A 23947-nucleotide genomic window follows, 5' to 3' on the forward strand; every position below is an offset into this window, starting at 1 on the left:
GGACCGGTGTCGGGACCGGTGCCCGGACGGGTACGGCAGGGGTGCCGGGACGGGTACCGGCTGCTCACGCGGAGTGCTCCGTGCGATCGCGCCCGCCGCGCCCCGGGGGTCGGGGCCGCGCCCCGGCGGTAGGCTGGCGACAGCGCGCCGCGACCGTGGTCGGGTCACCGTGGTCGGGCTTCGTCCGGGCAGTCGGGCCTCGTCCGGCCGTGTCCGGGCCCCGGACCGCCGGAGCGGCGCAGGCAGCGACGTTCGGGTGGTCCCTCCGTGGCGGTCTTCCTTCTCGCACTCAGCGCCGCCTGCTGCCTGGGCCTCGGATTCGTCCTCCAGCAGCACGCGGCACAGCGGGCACCGCGTGCCGACCTGCTGCACTGGCGACTGCTGCTCGACCTGATGCGGATGCCCGAGTGGCTGCTCGGCACCGGCTTCATGGTCAGCGGGCTGATCCTCTCCGCACTCGCGCTCAACAAGGGCGAGGTCTCACTCGTCGAACCCCTGCTCGCCACCAACCTGGTGTTCGCCATGGCGCTCGCCCGGGTGCTCACCCGCCAGAGCCTCGGCCGCTCCGGCTGGGCCGGAGTCCTGCTGCTCGCCGTCGGGGTCACCGTCTTCATCGTGGCCGGACGCCCGACCGGCGGCGGCGCACCCGCCGGGGAACTGCGCCACTGGCTGGTGGTCGGCACGGTGACCGGGCTGACCCTGCTGCTGGTCACGTTCGCCCGCCGGCTGCCGCTGTTCGAGGAGGCCACCCTGCTCGCCCTGGCCGCCGGCCTGCTCTACGGCCTCCAGGACGCGCTCACCCGGACCACCACCCAGCGCCTCGACCACGACGGGCTGGGCGCCGTCCTCCGCAGCTGGCAGCCCTACGCGGTCGTGGCGGCGGGCGTGGTCGGGCTGCTGCTGGTGCAGAGCGCCTTCGAGGCCGCACCACTGCGGATGTCCCTGCCGGCGCTGACGGCCGCCCAGCCGATCTCCGGCATCGCCTGCGCGGTCGGCTTCCTCGGCGACCGTCTCCGCGTCACTCCGGGAGCGCTGGCCTGGGAGGTCGTCGGCCTGGTCGCCGTGGTCGTCGGCGTGATCGTGATCGGCCGTCACCCCGCCATGCCCGGCACCGCCCACGACCAGCGGAAGGGCGGCCCACCACCGGACCCGGATGCCGGTGAATCCTCCGGCGCGGGTCCGTCCTCCGGTACGGGTACGTCCTCCGGTACGGGTGAGCCATCCGGTGCAGGCGGCTCCGGTGACGCCGGTGGCACCGAAGTCGCCGGTGACGCTCGGGGCTCCACCGGCATCGACGGCTCCCGGTGACCGGCCCGGACAGCGACGGAACAGCAGCGGATCGGCGGCGGAATGTGCTGGAGCGCGCAGGCGGACCTGATCGCCGGAGGGGTGGTGTCGGGCATCGGCGTGCTCTGCCTCGTCCGCACCCACCGGACCGGCCGACCGGAACGGCTGCTGCTCGCCTCGCTCCCCCTTGTCCTCGGCGTGCACCAGCTGATCGAGGCGGCCGTCTGGGCGGAATCGAGGGCGACCTCCCGGCCGGACCGGCCGGCTGGGCGCGCACCGCGTGGGCCGTCATCGCGTTACCGCTCCTGCCCGTCCTCGTCCCGGCAGGCGTCGGGTGTGCGGCCCGCGCACCGGACCGTCGGCGGATCCTGCTGCCGTTCCTCGTCCTCGGCCTGCTCGTGGCCGCGGCGCTCGCCGTGGCCGTCGCGACCCGTCCGGTGACGGCCACCGAGCACGGCCACACCCGGGGCTATGCCGTCGGCCTGTCGCATCCGGCCGTTCTCCTGACCGGCTACCTGCTCGCCACCGTCGGCTCCCTCCTTGTCAGCGGCGACCGCCTGCTCCGTCGTCTCGGGCTTCTCACCGGCATCGGTGCGCTCGTCTGTGCCCTCCTGTGGCGGCTGGCGTTCGTCTCCACCCGGTGCGCCCTCGCCGCCGTCGCCAGCCTGCTCCTCCTCCACTGGACCGCCCACCCGCCACGCACCTGAGCGCCTCCGCGCTGCCGTTACGTCGACAGCGTCGGCCGGGCCGGTTCGCCCACCGCAGCAGCCCCGTCCGGCGCACCCGGCTCCGCCGCCTCGCCCACCGAGCCCGCCGGGCCTCGGCCGCGCCCGCGCAGGCGGTCCATCTCGCGCCACTCCGGCCGCAGCCCGGCGAGCATGGTGGTGGCGAAGTACAGGCCACCGCAGACGAAGAGCACGGGTATCAGACCGGTGAGCGCGACCGCACCGCCCGCGAGCAGGCCGCCGAGCGGGATACCGGCCCAGGCCAGCGAGTCGCCGAGGGCGCCGACCCGGCCGAGCAGGTGGCGCGGCACCCGCTCGAAGGTCATCGCCCCGAGGATCGGGTTGAGGAAGCCCGAGCCGAAACCGCCCACCGCGAAGACGGCGAGCACCACGCCCATCGGCGCGTCCAGCGCGAGGACCAGGAACCGCGGGGCCCCGCAGAGCAGGAAGCCGGCGAAGAACACCGCCCGCCGCGGCAACCGGTGCGCCACGGCCGCCGCTATCAGGCTGCCGCAGACCGCCGCGATCCCCCAGGCGCTGCCGGTCAGGCCGATGGCCCCCGGGCCGCCCCCGGACTCCTGCGCCCAGACCGGCACCAGGACCGTCATGAAGCCGGCGTCCAACAGGTTGGTCACGCCGATCATCACGATCACGGTGAGCATCAGCGGCTCGCTCCGCAGGAAGGTGAACCCCTCCCGGAACATCTGCCAGTACCCGGGCTGCTCCTCCGGGCCGGCAGCCCCGCCGGCCGGCTGCACGGCGACCGCCGGCCGGCCCATCCCGGCGGGCAGCACCAGCCCGATGACCAGCGAGCCGAGCGCGAAGGCGATCGCGTTGACCGTCAGACCGGCCATCGGACCGACCAGTGCGATCAGGCTGCCGCCGACCGCCGGACCGACCGTCGAGGCCAGCCGCTCGGTGACACCGGCGAGCCCGGTGGCCCGCTCCAGCGGTACGCGGGCACGGTCGGCCGCCTCCGGGACCATCACCTCCTTGGCCAAGTCCCCCGGGCCGCGGACCGCGCCGACCAGCCCGACCAGGACCAGCAGCAGCCAGAACGGCAGCACGTCCAGACCGTGCAGCAGCGGGATCAGGCCCGCCGCCACGGCGCTCACCGCGTCCGTCGTCCACGAGACGGCCCGCGGCCCCAACCGGTCGATGACCGGCCCGGCCAACGCCTTGACCAGCACGTACGGCGTCATCTCGACGAACGCGACCAGGCCGGTCATGGTGGCGCTGCCGGTGGTGGCGAGGACGAACCAGGGGAGGGCGATCGCGGAGACCCGCGTCCCCGTCAGGGAGACCGCCATCGCGCCGAGCACCCCGACCAGCGGCCGGAGCGTGCGCGGAGCGGAGGCCCGGGGCGCCGGGACGGGAGCGACCGTCATGACCGGCCCTCTCCCCCGTCGGCCTGCCCACCCTGCTCCGCACCCGCACCGGTGGAGCCGCCCGCACCGCCCGCACCGGTGGAGCCGGCGGAGCCGCCCGGGGGCCCGTCCGGTTCACCCTCGGGGTCGGGCAGCACCTGGAGCACCACCGCGACCCGCTCCGCACCCTCGGGCGCGGACTCCTTCGTATCGGCCCGCCGGTACCGACCGACCACCTCGGCCATCTCGGCGGCGAGGCTCCGTGCCTCCTCCGGCGTCAGCAGCAGCGACCAGTCGCTCAAGTCGAAGGAGTGCCGCCAGGCCCGGGGCATCGTCTCGAAGCCGTTGAGGGCACGCTGGGTGGTCAGGGCGTTCGCCGCGACGATCGACCGCAGGTAGGCGAAGGCCGCCTCCGGCTCCTCGTCGGCCAAGGCCCGGTCGCTCCACCACGTCGTCTGGTGGAGCGGCTTCCACCAGCGCTCGCGGGCGTTGCCCCGCTCGGTGTCCTCCGCGACGAACCCCGCCGCGGCGAGCTGGCGCAGGTGGTAGCTGGTCGCTCCCGACGTGAGCCCCATCCGCTCGGCGAGCCTGGTCGCGGTGGACGGGCCGTGCCGGCGCAGCAGCCCGACGAGCTGGACGCGCACGGGATGGGCCAGCGCCCGCAGGCCCTTGGCGTCCAGGACGACGACATCGTTCTGCGGATCCGGGCCGTGCGGCCACCGCTGCTCCTCGGTCATGGCAGCAGAGTAGAACCACAAAGACTTCTTCGCAAAGGGTTATTTGCGAAGAAGTCTTTGCGGTTTGTTTCCCGGGAGCCCGCCGCAACCCCGACCCGCCCCGGCCCGCGCCGGCCCGACCCGACCCGACCCGACCAGCTTTCAGTCGAGGGCCACCGCCAGGGTCAGCACCACGGTGAGGCCGCCGCCCGGTGTCTGCTCGACGGCCAGCCGCCCGCCCGCCGCCCGAACCAGTCCGTCCCCGGTCGCGCCCGCCGGGCCGGCCGCGGGCAGGCCCGCCAGCAACCACTGACGGGCCTCCGGGAGCACGGAGGAACCGCGGTCCACCACCCGGAGCTCCACCCGGGCCCGGCCGGCCACGCCGGAGCCGGGGCGCCCCGGCACCACGTCGGCCCGGATCAGCACCCTGTCCCCCGGCAGGCTGCGCCGGATCGCGTGGTCGACCAGCCCGGCCAGCGCGGACTCCAGCTGCCGACCGTCCGCCACCACGACCGGCAGGCCGGCCGGTATCCGCGTCACCACCGCGCCCGCCCGGCCACCGCCGCGCAGCACCCGCCGCACCGACTCGGCCACCTGGACGTGCGGCGCCTGCGGGCCGCAACCGTCCCCCCGGTCCGTCCAGTGCACCCGCTCCAGCTCGGACCGGGAGAGGGCGCGCGGTCCGGCCATCGGACCGCGCGGAAGGCGGACCGGACCGCCCGCCGCGGCCGCGTCGCCGTCCGCGCCACCGCCGTGACCGCCACCCGCCCCGGCCCCGCCGACGCCCCCGAACGCGCCCAACCCGCCGAACACCCTGGCGCCCGACGCGACATAGCCCCAGAGCTTCCCGCGTGCCATCGTCTACCCCTCGTACGTCACCGACCGGCGCCGCGAAGACCCGCGGCCGGCCGGACCGGACCGCTGTTCCGGCCCCTCCGCCAAGCCTGCGCCCCCGCCACCCGGGTGACAATCCGGCTGAAGGGCACAGAACGGCCGCCGTACCCCGCCGGTCGGCGGGTACCGGCTTGCCCCTACGGGCGGGCCCGCCCGTGACCGGACCGCGCCCGGACGCCCGTCCGCGGGGCGGCGGCCCCCGGCACCCCGCCGGGAGGGGCTGCGGGGAACCTCCCGGAGGCGCCGCCGGGAGGTCGCCGCCCCGCCCGGCCCGATCGGCCCGCCGAACCTAGACTGACCCCATGACCCGGCTCAACGACCAGGTCCAGGAGCTGCTCCAGGAGTACGCCGACCTGATCTCGATCACCGGCGGGGACGCCTTCCGGGCCCGCGCCCACGAGAAGGCCGCCCGGTCCGTGGCCGGGTACCCGGAGGACATCGCCGGCCTGGACGCCAAGGGCCTCCAGCAGATCCCCGGTGTGGGGAAGTCCACCGCGGAGAAGATCGCCCAGTACCTCGCCACCGGCCGGATGGAGGCGCTGGAGACCCTGCGCGCCAAGATCCCGCCCGGGGTGCGGGAGATGATGGCCGTCCCCAGCGTGGGCCCCAAACGCGCCCTCGCGCTCTACCGTGACCTCGACATCGCCTCCGTCGACCAACTCGCCGAGGCCGTCCGGGCCGACCGGCTGAGCGGGGTCGCCGGATTCGGCGAGCGCAGCGGCGAGAGGATCCTGCACGGCATCGAACTGATGCGGCAGTCCGGTGGCCGGACGCTCCTCGACGCGGCCACCGAGCAGGCCGAACAGATCGTCGCGACGATCTCGGCCGTCCCCGGCTGCACGCGCTGCGCGTACGCGGGCTCGCTGCGCCGGATGCGCGAGACCGTCGGCGACATCGACGTGCTCGCCACCGCCGAGGACTCCGCGCCGCTGATGGCCGCACTCACCGGGCTGCCCTCCGTCGCCGAGGTGGTCGTGAGCGGCCCGACGAAGACCTCGGTCCGCACCACGAAGGGGCTCCAGGTGGACCTTCGGGTCGTGCCGGAGGGGGACTGGGGCGCCGCGCTGGTGTACTTCACCGGCTCCAAGGCGCACAACATCAAACTGCGCACGATGGCCGTCCGCGCGGGTCTGAAGCTCTCCGAGTACGGGCTGTTCGAAGCCGCCGGCGGCGAGCCGGGCGAGGGAAGCGGGAGCGGGGACGGCAGCGGCGACGACAGCGGGAACGACGGGGACGACAACGGCGGCGGCAGGGACGGCAAGGACGGCAGGAAGGTCGTTTCGGCGACCGAGGAGGAGGTCTACGCGGCCCTCGGGCTGCCGTGGATCGCACCGCCGCTGCGCGAGGACCGCGGCGAGATCGAGGCGGCGCTGCGCGGCGGACTCCCCGAGCTGGTCACCGAGGCGGACCTGCGCGGAGACCTGCACACCCACACGGACCTGACCGACGGGCTCGCCACCCTGGAGGAGATGATCGACACGGCGGCCGCCCGCGGCTACGCCTACTACGCGGTGACCGATCACGCACCCGACCTGGTCATGCAGCGGATGACCGACGAGAAGATGCTCGCCCAGCGCGAACGGCTGCGCGAACTCGCCGGCCGGCACCGGAGGATGCGCCTGCTGCACGGCACCGAGCTGAACATCGGCCCGGCCGGCGGGGTGGACTGGCCCGCCGAGTTCCTGGCCGGCTTCGATGTCTGCGTGGCGTCCGTCCACTCGCACTTCGGCGCCGACCGGGCCGCCCAGACCCGCCGGCTGGTCCGCGCCTGCGAGAACCCGCACGTGCACGTCATCGGCCACCTCACCACCCGGCGGATCGGCCGGCGCGGCCCGATCGACGTCGACCTGGACGCCGTCTTCGAAGCGGCCGCCCGGACGGGCACCGCGATCGAGATCAACAGCTCGCCGCAGCGGCTCGACCTCCGCGACGAGGACGTCCTGCGGGCGAAGCGCTTCGGCGTGAAGTTCTCGATCGACAGCGACGCCCACGCCACCGGGCACCTCGCCTACCCCCGGTACGGAATCGGCACCGCCCAACGGGCCTGGCTGACCGCCGAGGACGTGATCAACACCTGGCCGTGGCAGCGGCTGAAGCGCTTCCTGCGCAAGGACGCCCTGCGGTAGCAACGGCGACGGGCACGGGCACGGGCGCGCGCAAGGACGCGGGCGGGCCGGGCGCGCCGGCCCCCGCATCGGCCCGCCATGCCGACCGAATTGTCCGATTCCGTGTCGGAAAAAGCTGGTGCGCCAGGAAGGGGAGGAGCATGATGGAGGTGGACCTGCGAGGCAGCCGAGGGAGTTCGACCGCAGGAGGCAGTGGCGACAGATCGAGACGGATCAGGGTCTGCCGCTGGTACCTCGGTCGACGATCGAACTGACAGGCCGGAGGACGGGACGTCCGGAGGCCATCCCCCTCCTCGCAGGTCCGTCCACGCGCACCCGTCGCCGCCGCACCGCCGGTTCCCGCGGCCCGCCCGAAGCGCGAGCCGGCCACGGACCCCGTCAGACCGAGTTCTCCCCGCGTCTCCCCCACCGGCCCCGGAGAATGTGCCCCCAGTCGTTGTCGTCGGCATCAGGACCGGGCGCGGACACGGCAGGCACCGGCCCGGGCCCCGTCTCGATGAGATGGAGGAGGGTCCAGGCGACGCCGTAGCAGTCGTCCGGGCCGAAGCAGGCTGCCAGCGCCGCCGCTTCCTCGGCCGTGACCGGTCGGGGAATCCCGTCCAGTTGCCGGGCCCGCCTGTCGATGTCCACTTCGCTGCCGTTCCAGTCAGGAAGAGGTCCTTCTGCGATGAAGTACTGCACCTCGGATCTCACCCCCGTATGCTCGCCCGTCCGTGCCATGACGGGAAAACGCGGCCTCCGAACTCCTCCCGCCCTACGCCGGCACCGCGTAGCCCATCTCCCAGGCATACACGGCGATGCCGACCCGGTTCTGCACACCCAGCTTGCGCTGGATGCTCGCGACGTGGGTCTTCACCGTGCCCGGCGAGATGAAGAGCTCGGCGGCGATGTCGGCGTTGGTCCGGCCCGCCGCCACCTGGCCCGCGATCTCGACCTCCCGTTCGGTGAGCGGCACCACGGGTGCCCGCCGGGTCTCCGGGCGTCGCGGGGCCGTGACGTGCCGCAGCAGCCGGACCGTGACGGACGGGCTGATCAGGCTCTCACCACTCGCCGCCGCCCGGACCGCCTCGGTCAGCAGGGCCGGACCGGACCGCTTCAGCAGGAATCCGGACGCGCCGTGCTGCAGGGCCGGGTAGACGTACTCGTCGAGGTCGAAGGTGGTCAAGACGACCACCCGCACCGGCGTCACGGCGCCCGGACCGGCCAGCCGCCTGGTCAGCTCCAGGCCGTCCATCCGCGGCATCCGGATGTCGACGAGCGCAACGTCCGGCCGCAGTTGTCCGGCGAGTTCGAGCGCGGCGACGCCGTCGGCGGCCTCGCCGACCACGATGATGTCGGGCTGCGCCTCCAGGATCCGCCGCACGCTCCGCCGGACCGCCTCCTGGTCGTCCGCGATCAACGTCCGGATGGGCACAGGAACGGACGGCGCCGGAATGGACGGTGCAGTGGCGGACGGCGCGGCGGGCACCTGGCTGTACTCCGGGTCGGGACTCGTCACGGGGAGCAGTCTCGCACGCCCCGACCGGCCCACCCGGGGCTGCCCAACGGCTCAGGAGGCGCTGCCCTTGAGCTCCGTCGCCCGACCGTCGCGCAGGACGGTTATGTGCGGTGGGACCTCGACGCGGAACCTGGCATCGCAGTTGGCGAAGCCGCTGCAGCTCGGCTCCAGCGTGAGGGTGTCGCCCTCCAGCACCCACTCGCTCCTCTGCTTGCCGATGACGTCCGCCGTGAACCAGCGGATGACCTTGACGTCATGACGGTCCGTCGCCACCAGGTCGGTCGGGACCTCGTGCCGGGCCACGACGTTGAGCGTGGTGCCGCTGTAGGCGCTGGGCGAACACCACGACCGAAACCCTGCCGATCGGCACTACAGCACCGGCAGCACGCAGTCGATGCGCCAGCCCGACGGCCGGTGCGGCCCCGCGACCAGCGTCCCGCCGTGGGCGGCCACCCGCTCGGCCAGCCCCGCCAACCCGGTACCGCCACTGCCCCGGCGCCGGAGCAGCAGGCCCTTCGGGCCGCGCCCCCGGCCGCCGCCGTCCGTCACCGACACCTCCACCCATCGGCCCTCCGCCCCACGCCGGCCGGCCGCTCCGGCCCCGCCACCCGCGGGCGAGCCGTCACCGAGTTCCGCGCGGCCGTCCGCCCCGCCACCGCCCGTCCGCGGCTCCCCGCCGGACGCGCCCCGTACCCGTACCCGTACCACCACCCCGGCCGCGGCGGGCGCATGCCGCCGCACATTGGTCAGCCCCTCCAGCACCACGGCGTACGCGGTGGCCTCGGCCTCGGGTGACAGCAGCCCGGTGGCGTCCGGCGCCGGCTCGACGACGGCCCGGGCGGCGCCCGTCCCCGAGAAGCGGCCGACCAGCTCCGGCAGGTCGGCCAGCCCGTACCGCCGGGTGGCGCCGAAGGCCGCCCCCTCCGCCACCCCGTCGGCCTGCGGATCGCGCAGCGCGCCCACCATCTCGTCCATCGAGTCCAGCGCGCGCAGACCGGCCTCCTCCAGGCGGCGCAGCAACGCGGCCGTCTCCACGCCGTCCTGGCCGGGCAGTTGGCCGGCCTGGGCCTCCAGCACGATGCCGGTGATCTCGTGGGCGACGAAGTCGTGCAGGCCGCGGGCCACGTCGAGCCGCTGCTCGCGCCGGGCACCGGCCACCGCGCGCTCCCGGCGGGCGTCCAGGGCCCGGAGGTAGAACCCGGCGCCCGCCACGCCGACCGCCGGCACGAAGGAGAGCAGCAGCGCCATCAGCGAGCCGCCCCAACTGCCGGTGGGCACCCGGAGGGTGAAGCGGAGCGGCACCAGCAGCACGGCCAGGGCGACCGCCGCTCCGGCCGGCCCGGCCCACCGGCCGGACGCCCGCCGAGCCGCCCGGCCCAGCAGCACCAGCAGGGCGAGCCACTCGAACGGTAGCCAGAGGGCGGCGAGTTGGTGGGAGCCCGGGTAGCCGGCGTCCAGCAGCAAGGACCCAACCGCGACGGTACCTGCGGCCCGGACGAGCGTCACCCGGCGGAGCGGCCACGGCAGGATCGCCACCGCCGACACCAGCGCGGCCGCCGTCGCCAGGAGCAGTGCGGCCGCCCGGTCGCCCGGGTGCGCCAGCACCACCGGCGCCAGCAGGCCGAGCACCATGACGACCGCCAGCGGCCCGCGGAGCCGCTCTGCCACGGACCTCCCGGGCCGGGGCGAGCCCGGCCGGGCCGGGGCGGCCGACGTGAACCGGGCTCCGGGCGGCGGGGTTTCGGTACGCATGGCCTTGAGCCTACGGGTGCGCCACCGCCGCGCCGGCCCGGTGGTCGGCAGGAGATCGACAGGCGATCGGCGGCTTTACGGCCCGCCGGACGACCGGCCTTCCGACGCCGGGTGAGCACAGGCGCCGGCCTTGCCCGGGCGGCCGCCCGCCACGATGCTGGACCCGTGCCGGGACAACGGAAGCGCAAGCAGCGTCAGCAGGAGGCGCATCGGCAGGCGGCGGCCCGCTTCGCCCCCGGGACGGGGCGGTGGGAGGTCCTCTTCGAGACCCAGGACGAGTCGGCATGGCTCGCCGAGGTGCGGCGCCTGCGGGCCGGCAGGACGCGGATCGACTGGACGGCCGTCCGGATGGACACGTTCTGCGGCCGGTCGGTGCAGCCAACCACCTACCGGCTGAGCCTCTTCGTGCCGACCGGCCCGCCCGCTGCCGAGGACGGCCGCCCCGGCGACTGACCCGGCGACTGACCCGATGACGAGGGCCCCGCCGGGCGGTCGGTGCTGCGGCGCCCCCGGCGTCCCGACCGCGGGGACACCCGGGCACGATAGCGTTCAGCGGTGCCCACCGCGGCCGCCCCACCGTACGGGGCGCCCCGCCCCGACCGCAGCACCCGCCCGACCCGCTTGCCGGAGGACCGCCCGATGCCCCACCGCCGCCCACCGGCCACCGCCACCCCGGGCCGCCACCGGCCCGCCCCGGCCCGCGGGGCCGCGGAGGCGGCCGTCCGGTGAGCGGCACCGCACCCGGCTACGGTCGGCTCGCCGCCGTCGGCCCGTACTTCGCCCTGGACGCCGCCACCGCGCCCACGGACCTGCCGCCGGCCGGGTTCCGGCCGCTGCGCGAGTTCTACGCGCCCGGGCCGGACGCGCCGTTGGCAGCACGGGTCCGGGAGTTCGGGCGGCGGCTCGGCAGCAACGAGCCGCGGGTGGCGGCCTCGATCCTGCACCTCGGACTGGCCGCCCGGTTCTGTTCGGCGAGCCTGGGTGCGGCCGTCCTGCTGGGCGCCGTCCCGGACTTGGCACCGGACCGGGCGTACGTGCGCGTGCCGGAGCAGGGCCCGATCGACCTCTGGACGCCCTGCCCCGCGGCGCCGGACGGGCCGGGCCCCACGGACGGCCCGCCGCCCGTCGACCGGCTCCACCACGCGCTCGTGCACGACCAGTTGGAGCCGCTCGCCGCCGCCGTCCGCGCCGCGGTGCCGCTCTCCGAGCGGCTGCTGCACGGCAATGCCGCCTCCGCGCTGGCGGGCGCCCTGCGGATGCTCGAACCCCACGCGGCACCCGGCCGGGCCCGCGCCCTCGTGACGGAGTTGCTCGACCGGCCGCCGCTGGCCGGTACGGGGACGCTGCGGGGCGCCGGCTTCCGGCGGAACAGCTGCTGCCTGTACTACCGGGTGGGCCCGGGCGCCGGGGTCTGCGGTGACTGCTGCTTCACCCGTCCGCCCGGCCGCCCCTGAACGTACCCCCGGCCGTGCCTGCGCGCGCCCCGCTCGGGCGCGCCCGACCACTGCCCCGCCCGACCACTGCCCCGCCGGGCCGTCGCCCGGCCGGCGGCAGCGCCAACTCGGCTCCCGCGCAGGAGAACTGCCGGACGGTAGAATGCCGGAATGACCCGGCCGCCGCGCGCACTGCCCTCCGCCGTCCTGGGGCTGCTCCTCGCCGGCACGGCCGCCGGCTGTTCCGGCGGACCGTCCGGGGCTCCCGCCAAGGGGGTGAATCCGGCGAGCGCCAAGGTACGGACCGACGTCGAACCGCTCCAGCGTCGCTTCCTCGCGATCGGGCAGCTCTCCGATCCCCGCTGGGTCGGGTACGACAAGGACGACGACGGCGGCCGGGTGACCGTTCCCGACCCGGATCCGCAGGTCAGGGTGGCCGGTCTCGCGCACCTCCCCGTCGGCACGGCCGCCACCCTCACCGCCGACCCCGCGTACGCGTTCCACCCCGGCACGCCGGGTGACCTCCCACCGGCGCTGGACGGCGACCTCGTCCGCGCCGCGCACTGGCTGACCAGCCCGGCGTACGACCGGAGCATCACGAAGTCCCAGTACGTGGGCACCTTCTACCTCGACCCGGCCACCGACCTGCTCTGGTTCGACACCATCAGCCCCTCGATCGCCGACGGCAGCACGCCGTCCTGAGCCCCTCCCGGCCGGTCGGCGCTCGCGGCCCGGCCGCTACCCGCTACCGCTTCAAGGTCGCCCGCAGCAGGTTCGGGTCGGTCCGCGTGGCGAACGCCGCGCTCGCGACGTAGACGGTGCTCCCGGCGACCGCGACCGAGGTGGGGTTGGAGAGGCCGTCCCCGGCGTCGAGCACGGGGCGGGACGTCCCGTCCGGGGCGATCAGGACGGCCTGGCTGGAGGTGTTGAGCGCGGCGATCACGCTGTCGCCCCGCCCGACGAACGCGAAGTCGTCCAGGCCTGCGAGCCCGGTGGCGCGGGGCTCGGCCGGGCCGGCCGAGCCGTCCTCCCGGACCGGGATGCGCAGCAGCGTGCCGGTGTCGCTGTTGCCCACCCAGACGGCGTGGTGGTGCACCTTGAGGCCGTTGGCGCCGAAGGCCGCGACGGGCCGGAGCCGGGCGTCGTCGGACCAGACCGTCGGCGCGCCGCCCTCGACGGGGACGGACCGGACCAGGCCGAGCACCGAGTCGGCCGAGTAGAGCCGGCCCGCGCGCTCGTCGAGGGCGAGGCCGTTGGGCAGGCTGTTCGCCGGGAACGCCGAGATCCGCTCGGGCGTGCCACCCGGGCAGAGCCGCCAGATGCCGGTGAGGTCGTCGGTGCCGGTGGCGTAGGTGAAGTAGAGGGTCCCGTCGTGCGCGCGGGCCAGGCCCGTGACGGCCGCGACGCCGACCAGCGGGGTGGCCGGGACGGCGGGAGCGGGCATGGTGGCCAGGAGGGTGAGGCGGCCGTCGCGGTCCACCCGGCCGACCGCGCGGGCGTAGACGAAGGTGAGGTCGACGGAGCCGTCCGGCTCGACCGCGAGATTCTCCGGCTGGAGGCCTTCGGCCAGGTCGAAGTGGGCGATGACCCGTGGGTCGGAGAGCGGCGGCGCCACGGCGACGGCCGGCGTCGCGGCCAGCAGGGCGAGGACGGCGGAGACGGCTGTCGCGGTGCCGAGCAGTCCGGCGAGGCGGTGGGGCGGGCGGGGCATGGGGGCTCTCCTCGGTGCGAACGGGGCGGGGCAGGACGCGTACCTGCCAGCAGAGCATCGCCGGGCACCCCGCCGCAGGAGCTCCGCCGCCGTGCCACCCGACGGTCCCCCGCTCGGACCACCACCGTTCGGGGGGACACCGCTCCAGGAGCCGCCCGACGCAACGACCGCCCCCGACCGCCCGACCGCCCGACGGCCCGTCCGACGACACAACCGCCCGACCGCCCGATGGAACGACCAGCCGACGAAACGACTGCCCGGCCACTGCACAGCACCGTCCCGCCGCCCCACAATGATCCGCACCGGCGCACCGACGAGGGCGCCCCGAGCGACACTCACCGGCGCACCGGCCCGCCGCACCGCACCCCACCCCCGGAGGCGCAGCATGACGACCCCGCCGAACCCGCCGAACCCCGCGTCCCTCCCCCTCTCCGGTCTCCTGGTCGCCGACTTCGGCCGGGTGCTCGCCGCGCCGTACGCCACGATGCTCCTCGCCGACCTCGGCGCGGACGTCGTGAAGGTCGAGCAGCCCGGGACGGGGGACGACACCCGCGCCTGGGGACCGCCGCACGCGCGGGGCGAAGCCACCTACTTCCTCTCCGTCAACCGCAACAAGCGCTCGATCACCCTCGATCTGCGCGACCCGGCGGACCACGCCCGCGCGGTCGAGCTGGTCCGCCGCGCCGACGTGCTGGTGGAGAACTTCCGCCCGGGCACGATGGCGAAGCACGGCCTCGACTACGAGCGGGCGCGGCTGCTCAACCCGCGCCTGGTGTACTGCTCGATCACCGGCTTCGGCTCGGGGCCGGGTGCCGCGCTTCCGGGTTACGACCTGCTGGTGCAGGCGGTCGGCGGGCTGATGAGCGTGACCGGCCCGGAGCCCGGCCGGCCGGTGAAGGCCGGCGTCGCCCTGGTCGACGTGCTGACCGGGCTGCACGCCGCCGTCGGGGTGCTGGCCGCGCTGCGCGAGCGGGACGCCACCGGGGTGGGCCAGTCGGTGGACGTCAATCTGCTCTCCACGCTGCTGTCCAGCCTGGTGAACCAGTCCGCCGGGTACACGCTGGCCGGCGTGGTGCCGGGCATCCTCGGCAACCGGCACCCGTCGATCGCGCCCTACGAGGTGTTCGCAGCCGCGGACCGGCCGGTGGTCGTCGCGGTCGGCAACGACCGCCAGTTCGCCGCGCTGTGCCACGGGCTGGACGCGCCGCAGCTCGCGGCCGACCCCCGGTTCGCCACCAACGCCGACCGGGTGGCGCACCGGGACGTGCTCACGGCCGAGCTGTCCGCCGGGCTCCGACAGCGCACCGCCGCCGACTGGTTCGCCCTCCTGACCCCGCTCGGCGTTCCGTGCGGGCCGGTGAACGACCTGGCCGACGCGTTCGCCCTGGCCGACACGCTGGGCCTGGCGCCCCGCGCCACCGTCCCCGGAGCCGGCACCGGCACCGGCACCGGCACCGGCACCGGCACCGGCACCGGCACCGGCACCGGCACCAAGACCAAAGCCGCCACCGGCCCGGACGACGAGCCGATCGACCTGGTCGCCAACCCGATCGGCCTCTCCCGCACACCACCACGCTACGAGCGCCGCCCGCCCCGGCTCGGCGAGCACACCGCCGAGCTCCGGGCCTGGCTGGACGCCGCCCTCCCCTCCCCCGCCCCCACCGACTCCGGGGGCCACGGGGATTCCGCATGAGCAGGCCCCTCGGCGCGCGGTTCGACGGCGCTCGCTTCGTGCGCGCCCCGCGGGGTCGGCACCCCGGGCCGCACCGGGCCTGCCGGCCTGCCCCTGGACGCTCCGTCCGCGGTCGCGGTCAGACCGCCACCGCCACCGCCTCCGCCATCTCTTCCTCCTCCTCGGCCCAGGCGGCCGTCCCGGAACCGGCCGGGGACTCCGCCGCGCCCCCGCGCCGGGCGGCGGACCGCTCGCGGCGCTCGAAGCGGGCCGTGGCCGCCATCACCAGGCCGCCGAGCACCAGCCAGAGCACCAGGGTCGGCAGGTGGCCGCCGAAGCCGGCCCCGCCGTCGAAGTACAGCAGGCTGCGGGCGCCCTCCAGGAAGCCGGCGCCGGTCCAGAAGGAGTGCAGGCCGCCGAAGAAGCCGTTCTGCAGCTCGGGCCGGTAGACACCGCCGGAGGAGGTGAAGTTCAGCATGACGAACAGCACCATCATCACCAGCGTCGTCCACCGCTTGAAGAAGCTGTGCAGGCCGATGCCGATGGCGACGACGCCGGCCGAGTAGAGCCAGCCGAGTACCCAGACCGCCGCCAGGTCGTGGTCGACGACATGGAAGACCGGCCCGGCGGTGACGGCCCCGATCACGCTGACCGCCAGCGAGGCGGCCAGGCCGACGAGGGCCCGGATCCGCATGCGCAGCGCCGCGCCGGCCGCGCCGATCACCGCCACGCTGCCGTAGGAGCCGATGCTGAGCGCGACCAGCAGGAAGAACAGGCCCTGCCCGGTCGGGTCGCCCTTGCCCGGAGCGGCGAGGTCGGTGACGTGCAGCGGCACGCCCTCCCTGTCCGTGACGTTCCGGAACACCGCTTCGGCCGCCATCGCGGAGGTGTCCGAGCCGGCCTTGGCGATCAGCAGCTCGGGCTGCCGGGGGTCGGGCAGGAAGGCACCGACCAGGTCGCGGTCGCGGAGTTGCTGTCGTCGGTGACGAACCGTCCTCGCGGGCGGCCGCACGCTGCATTGGATGGTAAATGCAACAACCTGGGTGCAGTGTACAACCAAAATCGGGCGCATGCGAAAGCCCGGGGGCCTCACCCCCGGGCCTCACCCCTACCGCGTCCTTCAGTCCAGTTCGAACACCCCGTACGAGAAGCCCTCCGCCTGCAGCTCCCCGCCGGTCACCCGCACCCCCTGGACGTCCAACGGCCGTGCCGTGACCGGCCCGAGTGCAACCGCCCCAGGCTCCCGCCGCGGATTGACGGCCACCAGGTACCGGCCGGCCCGGACGTACACCAGCGGGTACCCGGCGTGCCGGACCTCCACCGAGCCACCGGAGCCGAGACCGGGATGGGCCCGGCGCAGCGCGATCAGCCGGCGGACGGTGTGCAGCAGCGAGGTCGGGTCGGCCCGCTGGCCGGCGACGTCGGGGCGGTGCGGGTCGGGGTCGACGGGCAGGTAGAGCCGGTCGGCGGGCGCGGTGGAGAAGCCCGCGTTCGGGCCCGGCTCCCACTGCATCGGGGTACGCGATCCGGCCCGGTTGTACTGCGGGCCGAGCACGCTGCCCTCGACGTCGGGCAGGCCCGGTACGTAGCGCATGCCGATCTCGTCGCCGTAGTACACCGCCGGCAGGGTGGGCCAGGTGAGCAGGAGGGCGAAGGCGGGGGCGAGTTGACCGGCGGTGCGCGGGCCGGTGGCGAGCCGGGAGAAGTCGTGGTTGGCGGTGGGGAGGGCGATGTACCCGGCGCCCTCGGTGAGTTCGGCAGCCGAGCGCCAGGCGTCGAGGAAGAGCTGCGGAGTGCCGCGACCCTCCGCCTCGAAGTAGCAGGGGCCCTGCTTCCAGTGTTCCTCCACCGTGCCGGCGTTGTTGTTCCACAGCGAGCGCAGCGGCAGGCCGTGGTCGGCGCCGCCGAACTGGAGGAAGAAGTCGGCGTGGAAGCCGGCCGCGACGGCGGTGGCCGGGTCGCCCCACTCGGCGAAGAGCGCGGCCTGCGGGTGGGCGCGGTCGAGCCAGTCGCGCAGCTCGGTCCAGAGCTTGGAGGTCTCGGTGTACCCGGGATCGTCCTTGACCAGCGAGGAGGCCATGTCGACGCGGAAGCCGGCCACCCCGAGGCCGAGCCAGTGCGCCATGATCCCGCGCAGCGCGGCGCGGTTGGCCCGCGGGCCGTCGGCGTCCACCGGCTGGCGCCAGGGCTGGTCGGAACGGGTGCGCGCGTAGCCGAAGTTGAGTGCGGGCTGGCAGTCGAAGAAGTTCGGCCGGTACCAGCCGGGGCGACTGCCGGGCGAGGGGACGAAGCCGTCCACCGGGCGGTCGGACCAGATGTACCGGTGGTCGGACGGATCCCCGGCGGCGGCCCGGAACCAGGGGTGGCGGTCGGAGGTGTGACCGGCGACCAGGTCGAGCAGCAGCCGGATACCCCGGCGGCGGGCCTCCTCGACCAGTGCCGCCAGGCCTTCCGTGGTGCCGTAGCGCGGCGCGGGCGCGAGGTAGTCGCTGATGTCGTACCCGGCGTCGCGGAACGGCGAGGCGAAGCAGGGGTTGAGCCAGACCGTGTCGATGCCGAGCCAGGCGAGGTGGTCGAGGTGCTCGGCGATGCCCGCGAAGTCACCGATGCCGTCGCCGTCGGAGTCGGCGAAGGTCTGCGGGTAGATCTGGTAGAGGACGGCGTCGGCCAGCCAGTCGGGGCCGGGGCGGGTCGAGGTCATGAGGTGGATCCTCCTGCCGAGTACCGAAGGCCTTGAGACCGAACACCGGAGCGCCGGGCACCAAGCACCAAACACCCAGCACCGGACACCCAGCACCGAGCACCGAGCACCGAGCACCCGGCCCAGTGTCCAGGGCCCCGATTCTCGTCCAATCCCGGCCGTCCCGACAGTCCGCCTCGGCACACACCGCCGGCCGCCGCCACCCGCCGCCCCCGCCACGACCACCCGCCACGACCACCCGCCACAACCACCCGCCACAACCACCGGCCCCCGACCCCGACCACCGCCCACCGCCCTCCGGCCCCGGCCCCGGCCCCCGCCGCTACGCGCCCCGCGCCCCGCACGCCTCGGTGAACACCTTCGCCCGCCGGGTGATCTCCGCCCAGTCGCCCGCCGCGACGACGTCCGGCGCCACCACGTCCGTCCCCGCGCAGACCGCGAGCGCGCCCTGGGCCAGGAACTCCGCGGCGTTGCCCGCGTTGACGCCGCCGGAGGCGACCAGCGGGACGTCCGGGTACGGGCCGCGCAGGTCCTTGAAGTAGCCGGGGCCGAACGCCCGGGCCGGGAAGATCTTGACGGCGGCGGCGCCGAGGTCGGTGGCCTGCTGCACCTCGGTCGGTGTGAGCGCACCGAGCACCACCGGTACCCGGGCGGCATGCGCGACCCGCGCCACCTCGGGCCGCAGTCCGGGGGTGACCAGGAACGAGGCACCGACGGTGATCGCCTCCTCGGCCTGTTCCGCGGTCAGCACGGTACCGACGCCGACCCGCCACCCCTCCCGCGCGGCGCGTCGCAGATGGTCCGTCACATCCGGTGTGGTGTAGGTGAATTCGGTCAGATTGATGCCGCCCTCGGCGAGCGCGGCGCAGAGGGCGACGGCGTCCGGTATCCGGGGGGCGCGGACCACGGCGATGACGGGCGAGGCGGCCAGCACCGCCCGGAGACGGGCGAGCACGGAAGGCGTGGGGTTCATAGGGCTCGGGTTCCTCGATCGGTTCGACGCAGGGCGCGCCCGGGCCGGGCGCCCGTGGTGCGGCCCTGCCGGACGACGGCGGTGCCGTTGACGTAGACGTGCTCGATGCCGGCGGCGGGCCGCCGCGGGTGCTCGAAGGTGGCGGTGTCCTGGACGGTGTCGGGGTCGAGGAGCACCAGGTCGGCGTGGTGGCCGGGGGCGATCACGCCGCGCCGGTCCAGCCCGAGCCGGGCGGCCGGGCGGCCGGTCATCCGGGCGATCGTCTCCTCCAGGGTGAGCACCCCCAACTCCCGGCTGTAGCGGGCCAGGTACCGGGGGAACGTGCCCCAGGCGCGCGGGTGCGGCCGGGCGCCGACCAGCAGCCCGTCGCTTCCGACGGTGTGCACCCGGTGGCGCATGATCGCGCGGACGTTCTCCTCGTGGCCGACGTGCTGAAGGATGGTGGTGGCCAGTTCGTCGCGGCGCAGCAGGTCGAGGAAGACGTCGGTGCCGGTCGCGCCCCGCTCGGTGGCGAGTTCGGCGACGGTCCGGCCGATCACGGTGGCCAGCGCCGGGTTTCGGACGCCGGAGAGCTGGATGGTCGCCCAGTCGGTGACCACGCCGTGGCAGCCGTCGCTGCCCTTCTCCTCCACCTCGTACCGGATCCACTCGCAGATGTCCCGGTCGGCCAGCCGGGCCAGGGTGGCCGCCGGGCCGCCCTCGGTGGCCCAACTCGGCAGCAGGGCGGCCAGGGTGGTCGAACCGGGCAGGTAGGGGTAGCTGTCCAGGGTGAGGTCCACGCCGTCGGCGAGCGCCTGGTCGACCAGGTCGAGCAGTTCGCCGGCCCGGCCCTGGTTGACGCCGAAGTTCATCGTGGCGTGGGTCAGGTGGACGGGGCAGCCGGACTGCCGGGCGATCTCCACCATCTCGGCGTAGCCCTCCAACGCCCCTGCGCCGTAGGAGCGTTGGTGCGGGGCGTGGAAGCCACCGTGGTGGGCGACCACCCGGCAGAGCTCGACCAGCTCGGCGGTGCCGGCGTACATCCCGGGGGTGTAGGTCAGCCCGCTCGACATCCCGACCGCGCCCTGGGCCAGCCCCTCGGCCAGGACGGTGCGCATCCGGTCGAGTTCGGCCGGGGTCGGTGCCCGGTCCGCCCAGCCCATCGCGAGCATCCGCAGCGAGCCGTGCGGGACGAGATAGCAGGCGTTGACGCCGGTGCCCGTCCGGTCGAGGCGGTCGAGGTACTCGCCGACGGTGCGCCAGTCCCAGTCGAAGCCGTCCGGGTCCCCGTTCCAGCCGGCGATCTGGCGGCGCAGCGCGGGCAGCGTGGTGTCGTCGACCGGCGCGTAGGACAGGCCGTCCTGGCCGAGGACTTCGCAGGTGACGCCCTGGGTGACCTTGGCGGGGTGCTCGGGTTCGAGGAGCAGGGCGAGATCGGAGTGGGCGTGCAGGTCGATGAACCCCGGGGCCAGCACCAGCCCGTCGGCGTCGACCACCCGGGCGGCGCCGAGGCCCGGGCCGATCCCGGCGATCAGGCCCCGTTCGATCCGGACGTCGGCGCGGTACCGGTCCGCGCCGGTGCCGTCGACGACGGTGGCGCCCCTGAAGACAATTGGTGCCCCGGCACCGGCCTCCGTTCCGGCTCCGCCCGCCGCGCCCGCACCACCCCCGGCCATCAGAAGAACGTCCTGACCAGGCCGGTGACCTTCGGCTCCGCCGCCGAGGCGTCGTCCAGCACCGGGATCAGCGCCCACTTGTCGAAGGCGGTGCACGGGTGCGAGACGCCGAGCCGCAGCACGGCGCCGACGGGGGCGAGGTCACCCGCGTCGCGCAGGAAGGCATGCTGGTCGTTGAGTGCGCCGATCCGCGCCGCGGTGCCCGTCAGCTCGGCTCCGCCGCGCACGAGCTGCGGTTCGGGCAGGCCCTCGTCGAAGGGCAGGTCGCGCTTGCCGGCGTCGAGCAGGGCGAGCTGCGGCTCCGGCCGGGAGACGACCCGGGCCCAGCCGTGCAACGCGCTGCGGAACGGTGTCGCGCCGGTGCCGCGGGCGAGCGGCGAGATGCCCCGGTAGAACCCGTCGTCGTGGGCGAGGTACGCGCCGGAGCGCAGCACGACGGCGGCATCCGGCAGGGCGGACAGCTCCTCCGTCACCAGGTCGAAGTAGGCGCTGCCGCCGGCGGTGACCACCGGCGGCGCCGCGTCGGAGTAGGCGGTGGCGAGCCGCCCGTGCAGGTCCGCGAGGTCGCGCAGGTAGCCGCGGACGGTGGCGAGCCCCTGCTCCCCGGCGTCGTGCGCGAGGGCGCCCTCGTACCCGGCGATGCCGGCCAACCGCAGGGTGGGCGCGCGCAGCACCGCGGCGGCCACCTCGACCGCGGCGTCGACGCTGCGGGCGCCGGTCCGCCCGCCGGGCCCGCCCAGTTCGACCAGGACCTCGACGGGGCGCCCGGCCCCGGCCGCGCGCAGCGCCTCGTCCATCAGCCGGACGCTCTCGGTGCAGTCCACCCAGGAGGTGAAGCCGAAGGCCGGGTCGGCGGCGAGTTCGGCGGCGAGCCAGCCGAGCCCGGCCGGGTCGATCAGGGTGTTGGCGAGCAGGATGCGCTGCACGCCGAAGGCCCGCCCGACCCGGACCTGCGGCAGGTTGGCCAGCGTGATGCCGTGACTGCCGGCCTCCAGCTGCGCCTGCCAGAGCGCGGGCGCCATCGTGGTCTTGCCGTGCGGGGCGAGTGCGACGCCGGCCTCGGCGCACCAGCGGGCCATGGTGCGGAGGTTGTGGTCGAGGGCGGCGGCGTCCAGGGTGAGCAGCGGGGTGCCGAACCCGGCGAGGGCCGGTCCGGTGGCGAGGTAGTCGCGGACGCTGAGGCCCCAGGCGGCGGGCGGCAGCGCCTTGAACCGCCAGTCGAGTACTTCGTCCGCGAGGGCCGCCACCTTGTCGGGGTCGATCCCCGGGCCGGTGCCGGTGCTGGCGAAGGTGCCTGCGAAGGTCTGGTCCACCGTCTTCCTCCTTGTGCTGTTGCAACATGCGCAACGAGGGTTGCACATGCTGGCGTCACGGTTCTAGCATCGGCGCCGGACCAAGGTCAACGGAACGGTTCGGCAGCCGCACACGAGGAGCCCCACAGATGCCCCGACAGGACCGCGCCGCGAGCCCGGGCACCGCGAACCCGGGCGTTCCGCCCCTGGGCAGCCCGGCCGTGGGGGGCGCAGCCGCCCAGGGCCCGGCCGCGGTCTGCGTGGGCGAGTCGATGGCGGTGCTGCTGCCGGACCGCCCGGGCCCGCTGGAGTCGGTGGAGCGGTTCAGCCTCTCGGCCGGGGGGGCCGAGTCGAACGTGGCGGGCGCGCTGACCGCACTCGGCGTGCCGAGCGCGTGGATCAGCCGGGTCGGTGACGACGGCTTCGGCCGCCGGCTGGTCGCCGAGGTGGCCGCGCGCGGGGTCGACGTCTCGGCGGTCGCGGTCGACCAGCACCGTCCGACCGGGCTCTACCTCAAGGAGGTCGGCGGCAGCACGGGCAGCCGCCACGACCTCGGGCCCGGACGCAGCCGGCTGCACTACCACCGCCGCGGCTCGGCCGCCGCCGCGCTCTCCCCCGCCCTGCTGGCCGATCCGAACGCCGCCCGGCTGCTGGCCGGCGCCCGGCTGCTGCACCTGTCGGGCATCACCGCCGCCCTCTCCGACGACTGCCTGGCCCTGCTGCGCGCCCTGCTGGCCGACCGCCGCGCGGGCCGGCTGGTCAGCTTCGATCTCAACTGGCGCCCGGCCCTGTGGCGCGACCGCGACCCGTCCGTGCTGCCGCCGCTGCTGGACGCCGCCGACCTGCTGCTGCTCGGCGCGGACGAGGCCGAGGCCGCCTTCGGCACCGGGGATCCGCTGGAGCTGCGCCGCCGCTTCCCCTCCCCGGCGACGGTCGTGGTCAAGGACGCCGCCCGGACGGTCACCGCGCTGGAGCGGCACGGCGCCGGCGTGACCGAGCCGGCCCTGGTGGTGGAGGTGGTCGAGGCGACCGGTGCGGGCGACGCCTTCGCCGCGGGCTACCTCGCGGCCACCCTGCGCGGTCTCGACCAGCGCCGCCGGCTCCGGCTCGGCCACCTCAGCGCCGCCTGCGCGCTGACCGCGCACGGGGACCAGGCCGAACTACCGCCGGCGCCGGTGGTCGACGCCCTGCTGGCGGCCTCCGCCGAGGACTGGGCGGCCACCCGGGTGTCGGCGGATGGCATCGTGTCTCCCGTACTGCCCGCGGCCGCGGGCGGCGACGCCCGCCCCCGCCCTGCCGCGGACCCTCGACCGGCCCCCTCCCCGGCCCTTGGAGCACCATGAGCCAGACCGTCACCCGCGCCCTGCGCATCCTCGCCGAGCTCGGTGAGGGCGAGCGCTCGCTGGACCAGCTCGCCGAGGTGCTCGGCGTCCACAAGACCACGGTGCTGCGGCTGCTCCAGAGCCTCGAAGAGGAACGTTTCGTCTACCGGGACCCTGCCTACCGCTACCACCTGGGCGCCGGCCTCTTCGCCCTCTCCGGCCTCGCGCTGGAGCAGCGCGGCGTCCGCCGGATCGCCGCCCCGCACCTCGCCGAGCTCAACGCCGCCACCGGCCAGACCGTGCACCTGGCCGCGTACGAGGGCGGCGAGGTGGTCTACATCGACAAGTACGACTCGCGGCACCCGGTGCGGATGTACTCACGGATCGGGCTGCGCGCGGCCCTGCACAGTGCGGCCGTCTCCAAGGTGCTGCTGGCCGACCTGCCGCCGGCCGAGCGCCGCCGCGTGGTGGCCGGCATCGACTTCACCCCGCACACCCCCCGCACGCTGACCACCCCCGAGGCGCTGCTCGGCGAGCTGGAGAAGGTCGCCGCCCAGGGCTGGGCCCAGGACCACGCCGAGCACGAGGCCTTCATCAACTGCGTGGCCGCACCGATCCGGGACGCAAGCGGCCGGGTCGTCGCGGCCGCCTCGATCTCCGTCCCGGACGTCGTCCTCCCGTACGAGCAGGTGCTGGAGCTGCTGCCGCAGTTGCTCGCCGCCGCCCGGGCGGTCTCCGCCGACTGCGGGCAGCGGCCCCCGGCCGGCTGACCCCGCCGGGGGCCGCTGCCCGGGCCGGACACCCACGGCCGGCCCGGCCCTTC

Annotated in this window: 21 protein-coding genes and 2 pseudogenes; 10 read left to right on the top strand and 13 right to left on the bottom strand. The window is 75.3% G+C overall.

From position 1 onward, the window contains the following. Positions 1–267 precede the first annotated feature (267 nt). The 3 genes and pseudogenes from OH807_RS07895 to OH807_RS07905 all read left to right on the top strand — a co-directional run. A pseudogene (locus OH807_RS07895) lies at positions 268–1107 on the top strand (DMT family transporter); the annotation flags it as partial. A gap of 243 nt (positions 1108–1350) precedes the next feature. Further along, positions 1351–1464 (top strand): annotated as a pseudogene (locus OH807_RS07900) (DUF6629 family protein); the annotation flags it as partial. Between the two features lie 128 nt (positions 1465–1592). Continuing rightward, positions 1593–1994: a DUF6629 family protein gene (locus tag OH807_RS07905; RefSeq protein WP_406210785.1), complete on the top strand. Its 402-nt coding sequence runs from the start codon at positions 1593–1595 to the stop codon at positions 1992–1994. A gap of 17 nt (positions 1995–2011) precedes the next feature. Here the strand turns inward: OH807_RS07905 and OH807_RS07910 are convergent, their stop codons facing one another. From OH807_RS07910 to OH807_RS07920, 3 genes are all read right to left on the bottom strand, one after another. After that, complete coding sequence (locus tag OH807_RS07910; protein WP_406195634.1) at positions 2012–3400, bottom strand: MFS transporter; 1389 nt, start codon at positions 3398–3400, stop codon at positions 2012–2014. After that, positions 3397–4116 (bottom strand): ArsR/SmtB family transcription factor, encoded by a 720-nt coding sequence (locus tag OH807_RS07915; protein ID WP_406195636.1) that lies wholly within the window; start codon positions 4114–4116, stop codon positions 3397–3399. Before OH807_RS07915 ends, OH807_RS07910 begins: the two co-directional genes overlap by 4 nt. A 141-nt stretch (positions 4117–4257) precedes the next feature. After that, complete coding sequence (locus OH807_RS07920; RefSeq protein WP_406195639.1) at positions 4258–4953, bottom strand: hypothetical protein; 696 nt, start codon at positions 4951–4953, stop codon at positions 4258–4260. A gap of 338 nt (positions 4954–5291) precedes the next feature. Here OH807_RS07920 and OH807_RS07925 point away from each other — a divergent pair, with 338 nt between their 5' ends. Continuing rightward, positions 5292–7115 (top strand): helix-hairpin-helix domain-containing protein, encoded by a 1824-nt coding sequence (locus OH807_RS07925; protein WP_406195640.1) that lies wholly within the window; start codon positions 5292–5294, stop codon positions 7113–7115. 378 nt (positions 7116–7493) lie between these two features. Here OH807_RS07925 and OH807_RS07930 read toward each other — a convergent pair whose 3' ends face one another. The 4 genes from OH807_RS07930 to OH807_RS07945 form a co-directional block, all read right to left on the bottom strand. Then, a complete protein-coding gene (locus OH807_RS07930; protein WP_406195642.1) occupies positions 7494–7796 on the bottom strand; it encodes a hypothetical protein in 303 nt (100 codons plus the stop codon). 73 nt (positions 7797–7869) lie between these two features. Further along, the gene (locus OH807_RS07935; protein ID WP_406210788.1) at positions 7870–8529 is read right to left on the bottom strand and encodes a response regulator; all 660 of its coding nucleotides are present in this window, start codon (positions 8527–8529) and stop codon (positions 7870–7872) included. A gap of 135 nt (positions 8530–8664) precedes the next feature. Next, positions 8665–8916: a hypothetical protein gene (locus OH807_RS07940; RefSeq protein ID WP_406195644.1), complete on the bottom strand. Its 252-nt coding sequence runs from the start codon at positions 8914–8916 to the stop codon at positions 8665–8667. A 66-nt stretch (positions 8917–8982) separates the two neighbouring features. After that, positions 8983–10281 carry a sensor histidine kinase gene (locus OH807_RS07945; RefSeq protein ID WP_406195647.1) on the bottom strand — a complete coding sequence of 433 codons (1299 nt, stop codon included), beginning with the start codon at positions 10279–10281 and terminating at the stop codon, positions 8983–8985. Positions 10282–10530: 249 nt separating this feature from the next. Here OH807_RS07945 and OH807_RS07950 point away from each other — a divergent pair, with 249 nt between their 5' ends. The 3 genes from OH807_RS07950 to OH807_RS07960 all read left to right on the top strand — a co-directional run bounded on the left by OH807_RS07950 (position 10531) and on the right by OH807_RS07960 (position 12500). Further along, a complete protein-coding gene (locus tag OH807_RS07950) occupies positions 10531–10818 on the top strand; it encodes a hypothetical protein (protein WP_406195650.1) in 288 nt (95 codons plus the stop codon). A gap of 272 nt (positions 10819–11090) precedes the next feature. Continuing rightward, the gene (locus OH807_RS07955) at positions 11091–11819 is read left to right on the top strand and encodes a (2Fe-2S)-binding protein (protein ID WP_406195652.1); all 729 of its coding nucleotides are present in this window, start codon (positions 11091–11093) and stop codon (positions 11817–11819) included. Positions 11820–11969: 150 nt separating this feature from the next. Continuing rightward, positions 11970–12500 carry a hypothetical protein gene (locus tag OH807_RS07960; protein WP_406195654.1) on the top strand — a complete coding sequence of 177 codons (531 nt, stop codon included), beginning with the start codon at positions 11970–11972 and terminating at the stop codon, positions 12498–12500. Positions 12501–12543: 43 nt separating this feature from the next. Here the strand turns inward: OH807_RS07960 and OH807_RS07965 are convergent, their stop codons facing one another. Further along, positions 12544–13509, bottom strand: coding sequence for a hypothetical protein (locus OH807_RS07965; protein ID WP_406195656.1), 966 nt, complete (start codon positions 13507–13509; stop codon positions 12544–12546). Between the two features lie 385 nt (positions 13510–13894). Between OH807_RS07965 and OH807_RS07970 the strand changes: the two genes are divergently transcribed. Then, positions 13895–15202 carry a CaiB/BaiF CoA transferase family protein gene (locus tag OH807_RS07970; protein WP_406195658.1) on the top strand — a complete coding sequence of 436 codons (1308 nt, stop codon included), beginning with the start codon at positions 13895–13897 and terminating at the stop codon, positions 15200–15202. A 118-nt stretch (positions 15203–15320) separates the two neighbouring features. Here the strand turns inward: OH807_RS07970 and OH807_RS07975 are convergent, their stop codons facing one another. The 5 genes from OH807_RS07975 to OH807_RS07995 form a co-directional block, all read right to left on the bottom strand. Next, a complete protein-coding gene (locus tag OH807_RS07975; protein ID WP_406195661.1) occupies positions 15321–16193 on the bottom strand; it encodes a hypothetical protein in 873 nt (290 codons plus the stop codon). 108 nt (positions 16194–16301) lie between these two features. Then, complete coding sequence (locus OH807_RS07980; protein ID WP_406195663.1) at positions 16302–17882, bottom strand: alpha-amylase family glycosyl hydrolase; 1581 nt, start codon at positions 17880–17882, stop codon at positions 16302–16304. A gap of 322 nt (positions 17883–18204) precedes the next feature. After that, positions 18205–18855 (bottom strand): bifunctional 4-hydroxy-2-oxoglutarate aldolase/2-dehydro-3-deoxy-phosphogluconate aldolase, encoded by a 651-nt coding sequence (locus OH807_RS07985; RefSeq protein WP_406195666.1) that lies wholly within the window; start codon positions 18853–18855, stop codon positions 18205–18207. Further along, positions 18852–20510, bottom strand: a complete 1659-nt coding sequence (locus tag OH807_RS07990; RefSeq protein ID WP_406195668.1) for an amidohydrolase family protein — start codon at positions 20508–20510, stop codon at positions 18852–18854. The genes OH807_RS07985 and OH807_RS07990 overlap by 4 nt, the downstream gene beginning before the upstream one ends. Then, the gene (locus tag OH807_RS07995; RefSeq protein WP_406195670.1) at positions 20510–21823 is read right to left on the bottom strand and encodes an alanine racemase; all 1314 of its coding nucleotides are present in this window, start codon (positions 21821–21823) and stop codon (positions 20510–20512) included. Before OH807_RS07995 ends, OH807_RS07990 begins: the two co-directional genes overlap by 1 nt. Before the next feature lie 128 nt (positions 21824–21951). On the opposite strand from OH807_RS07995, the gene OH807_RS08000 reads away from it, so the two are divergent. Then, a complete protein-coding gene (locus OH807_RS08000) occupies positions 21952–23145 on the top strand; it encodes a sugar kinase (protein ID WP_406195672.1) in 1194 nt (397 codons plus the stop codon). Then, a complete protein-coding gene (locus OH807_RS08005) occupies positions 23142–23894 on the top strand; it encodes an IclR family transcriptional regulator (RefSeq protein WP_406195675.1) in 753 nt (250 codons plus the stop codon). Before OH807_RS08000 ends, OH807_RS08005 begins: the two co-directional genes overlap by 4 nt. The last annotated feature ends 53 nt before the right edge of the window (positions 23895–23947 follow it).

The sequence above is a fragment of the Kitasatospora sp. NBC_01560 genome, assembly GCF_045208415.1.
Classification (GTDB): Bacteria; Actinomycetota; Actinomycetes; order Streptomycetales; family Streptomycetaceae; genus Kitasatospora.

Excerpts from the sequence above, each read along its gene's own strand:
- OH807_RS07910 (WP_406195634.1), bottom strand. The coding sequence starts at position 3,400 with ATGACGGTCGCTCCCGTCCCGGCGCCCCGGGCCTCCGCTCCGCGCACG.
- OH807_RS07915 (WP_406195636.1), bottom strand. The coding sequence starts at position 4,116 with ATGACCGAGGAGCAGCGGTGGCCGCACGGCCCGGATCCGCAGAACGAT.
- OH807_RS07920 (WP_406195639.1), bottom strand. The coding sequence starts at position 4,953 with ATGGCACGCGGGAAGCTCTGGGGCTATGTCGCGTCGGGCGCCAGGGTG.
- OH807_RS07925 (WP_406195640.1), top strand. The coding sequence starts at position 5,292 with ATGACCCGGCTCAACGACCAGGTCCAGGAGCTGCTCCAGGAGTACGCC.
- OH807_RS07960 (WP_406195654.1), top strand. The coding sequence starts at position 11,970 with ATGACCCGGCCGCCGCGCGCACTGCCCTCCGCCGTCCTGGGGCTGCTC.
- OH807_RS07965 (WP_406195656.1), bottom strand. The coding sequence starts at position 13,509 with ATGCCCCGCCCGCCCCACCGCCTCGCCGGACTGCTCGGCACCGCGACA.
- OH807_RS07970 (WP_406195658.1), top strand. The coding sequence starts at position 13,895 with ATGACGACCCCGCCGAACCCGCCGAACCCCGCGTCCCTCCCCCTCTCC.
- OH807_RS07980 (WP_406195663.1), bottom strand. The coding sequence starts at position 17,882 with ATGACCTCGACCCGCCCCGGCCCCGACTGGCTGGCCGACGCCGTCCTC.
- OH807_RS07985 (WP_406195666.1), bottom strand. The coding sequence starts at position 18,855 with ATGAACCCCACGCCTTCCGTGCTCGCCCGTCTCCGGGCGGTGCTGGCC.
- OH807_RS07990 (WP_406195668.1), bottom strand. The coding sequence starts at position 20,510 with ATGGCCGGGGGTGGTGCGGGCGCGGCGGGCGGAGCCGGAACGGAGGCC.
- OH807_RS08000 (WP_406195672.1), top strand. The coding sequence starts at position 21,952 with ATGCCCCGACAGGACCGCGCCGCGAGCCCGGGCACCGCGAACCCGGGC.
- OH807_RS08005 (WP_406195675.1), top strand. The coding sequence starts at position 23,142 with ATGAGCCAGACCGTCACCCGCGCCCTGCGCATCCTCGCCGAGCTCGGT.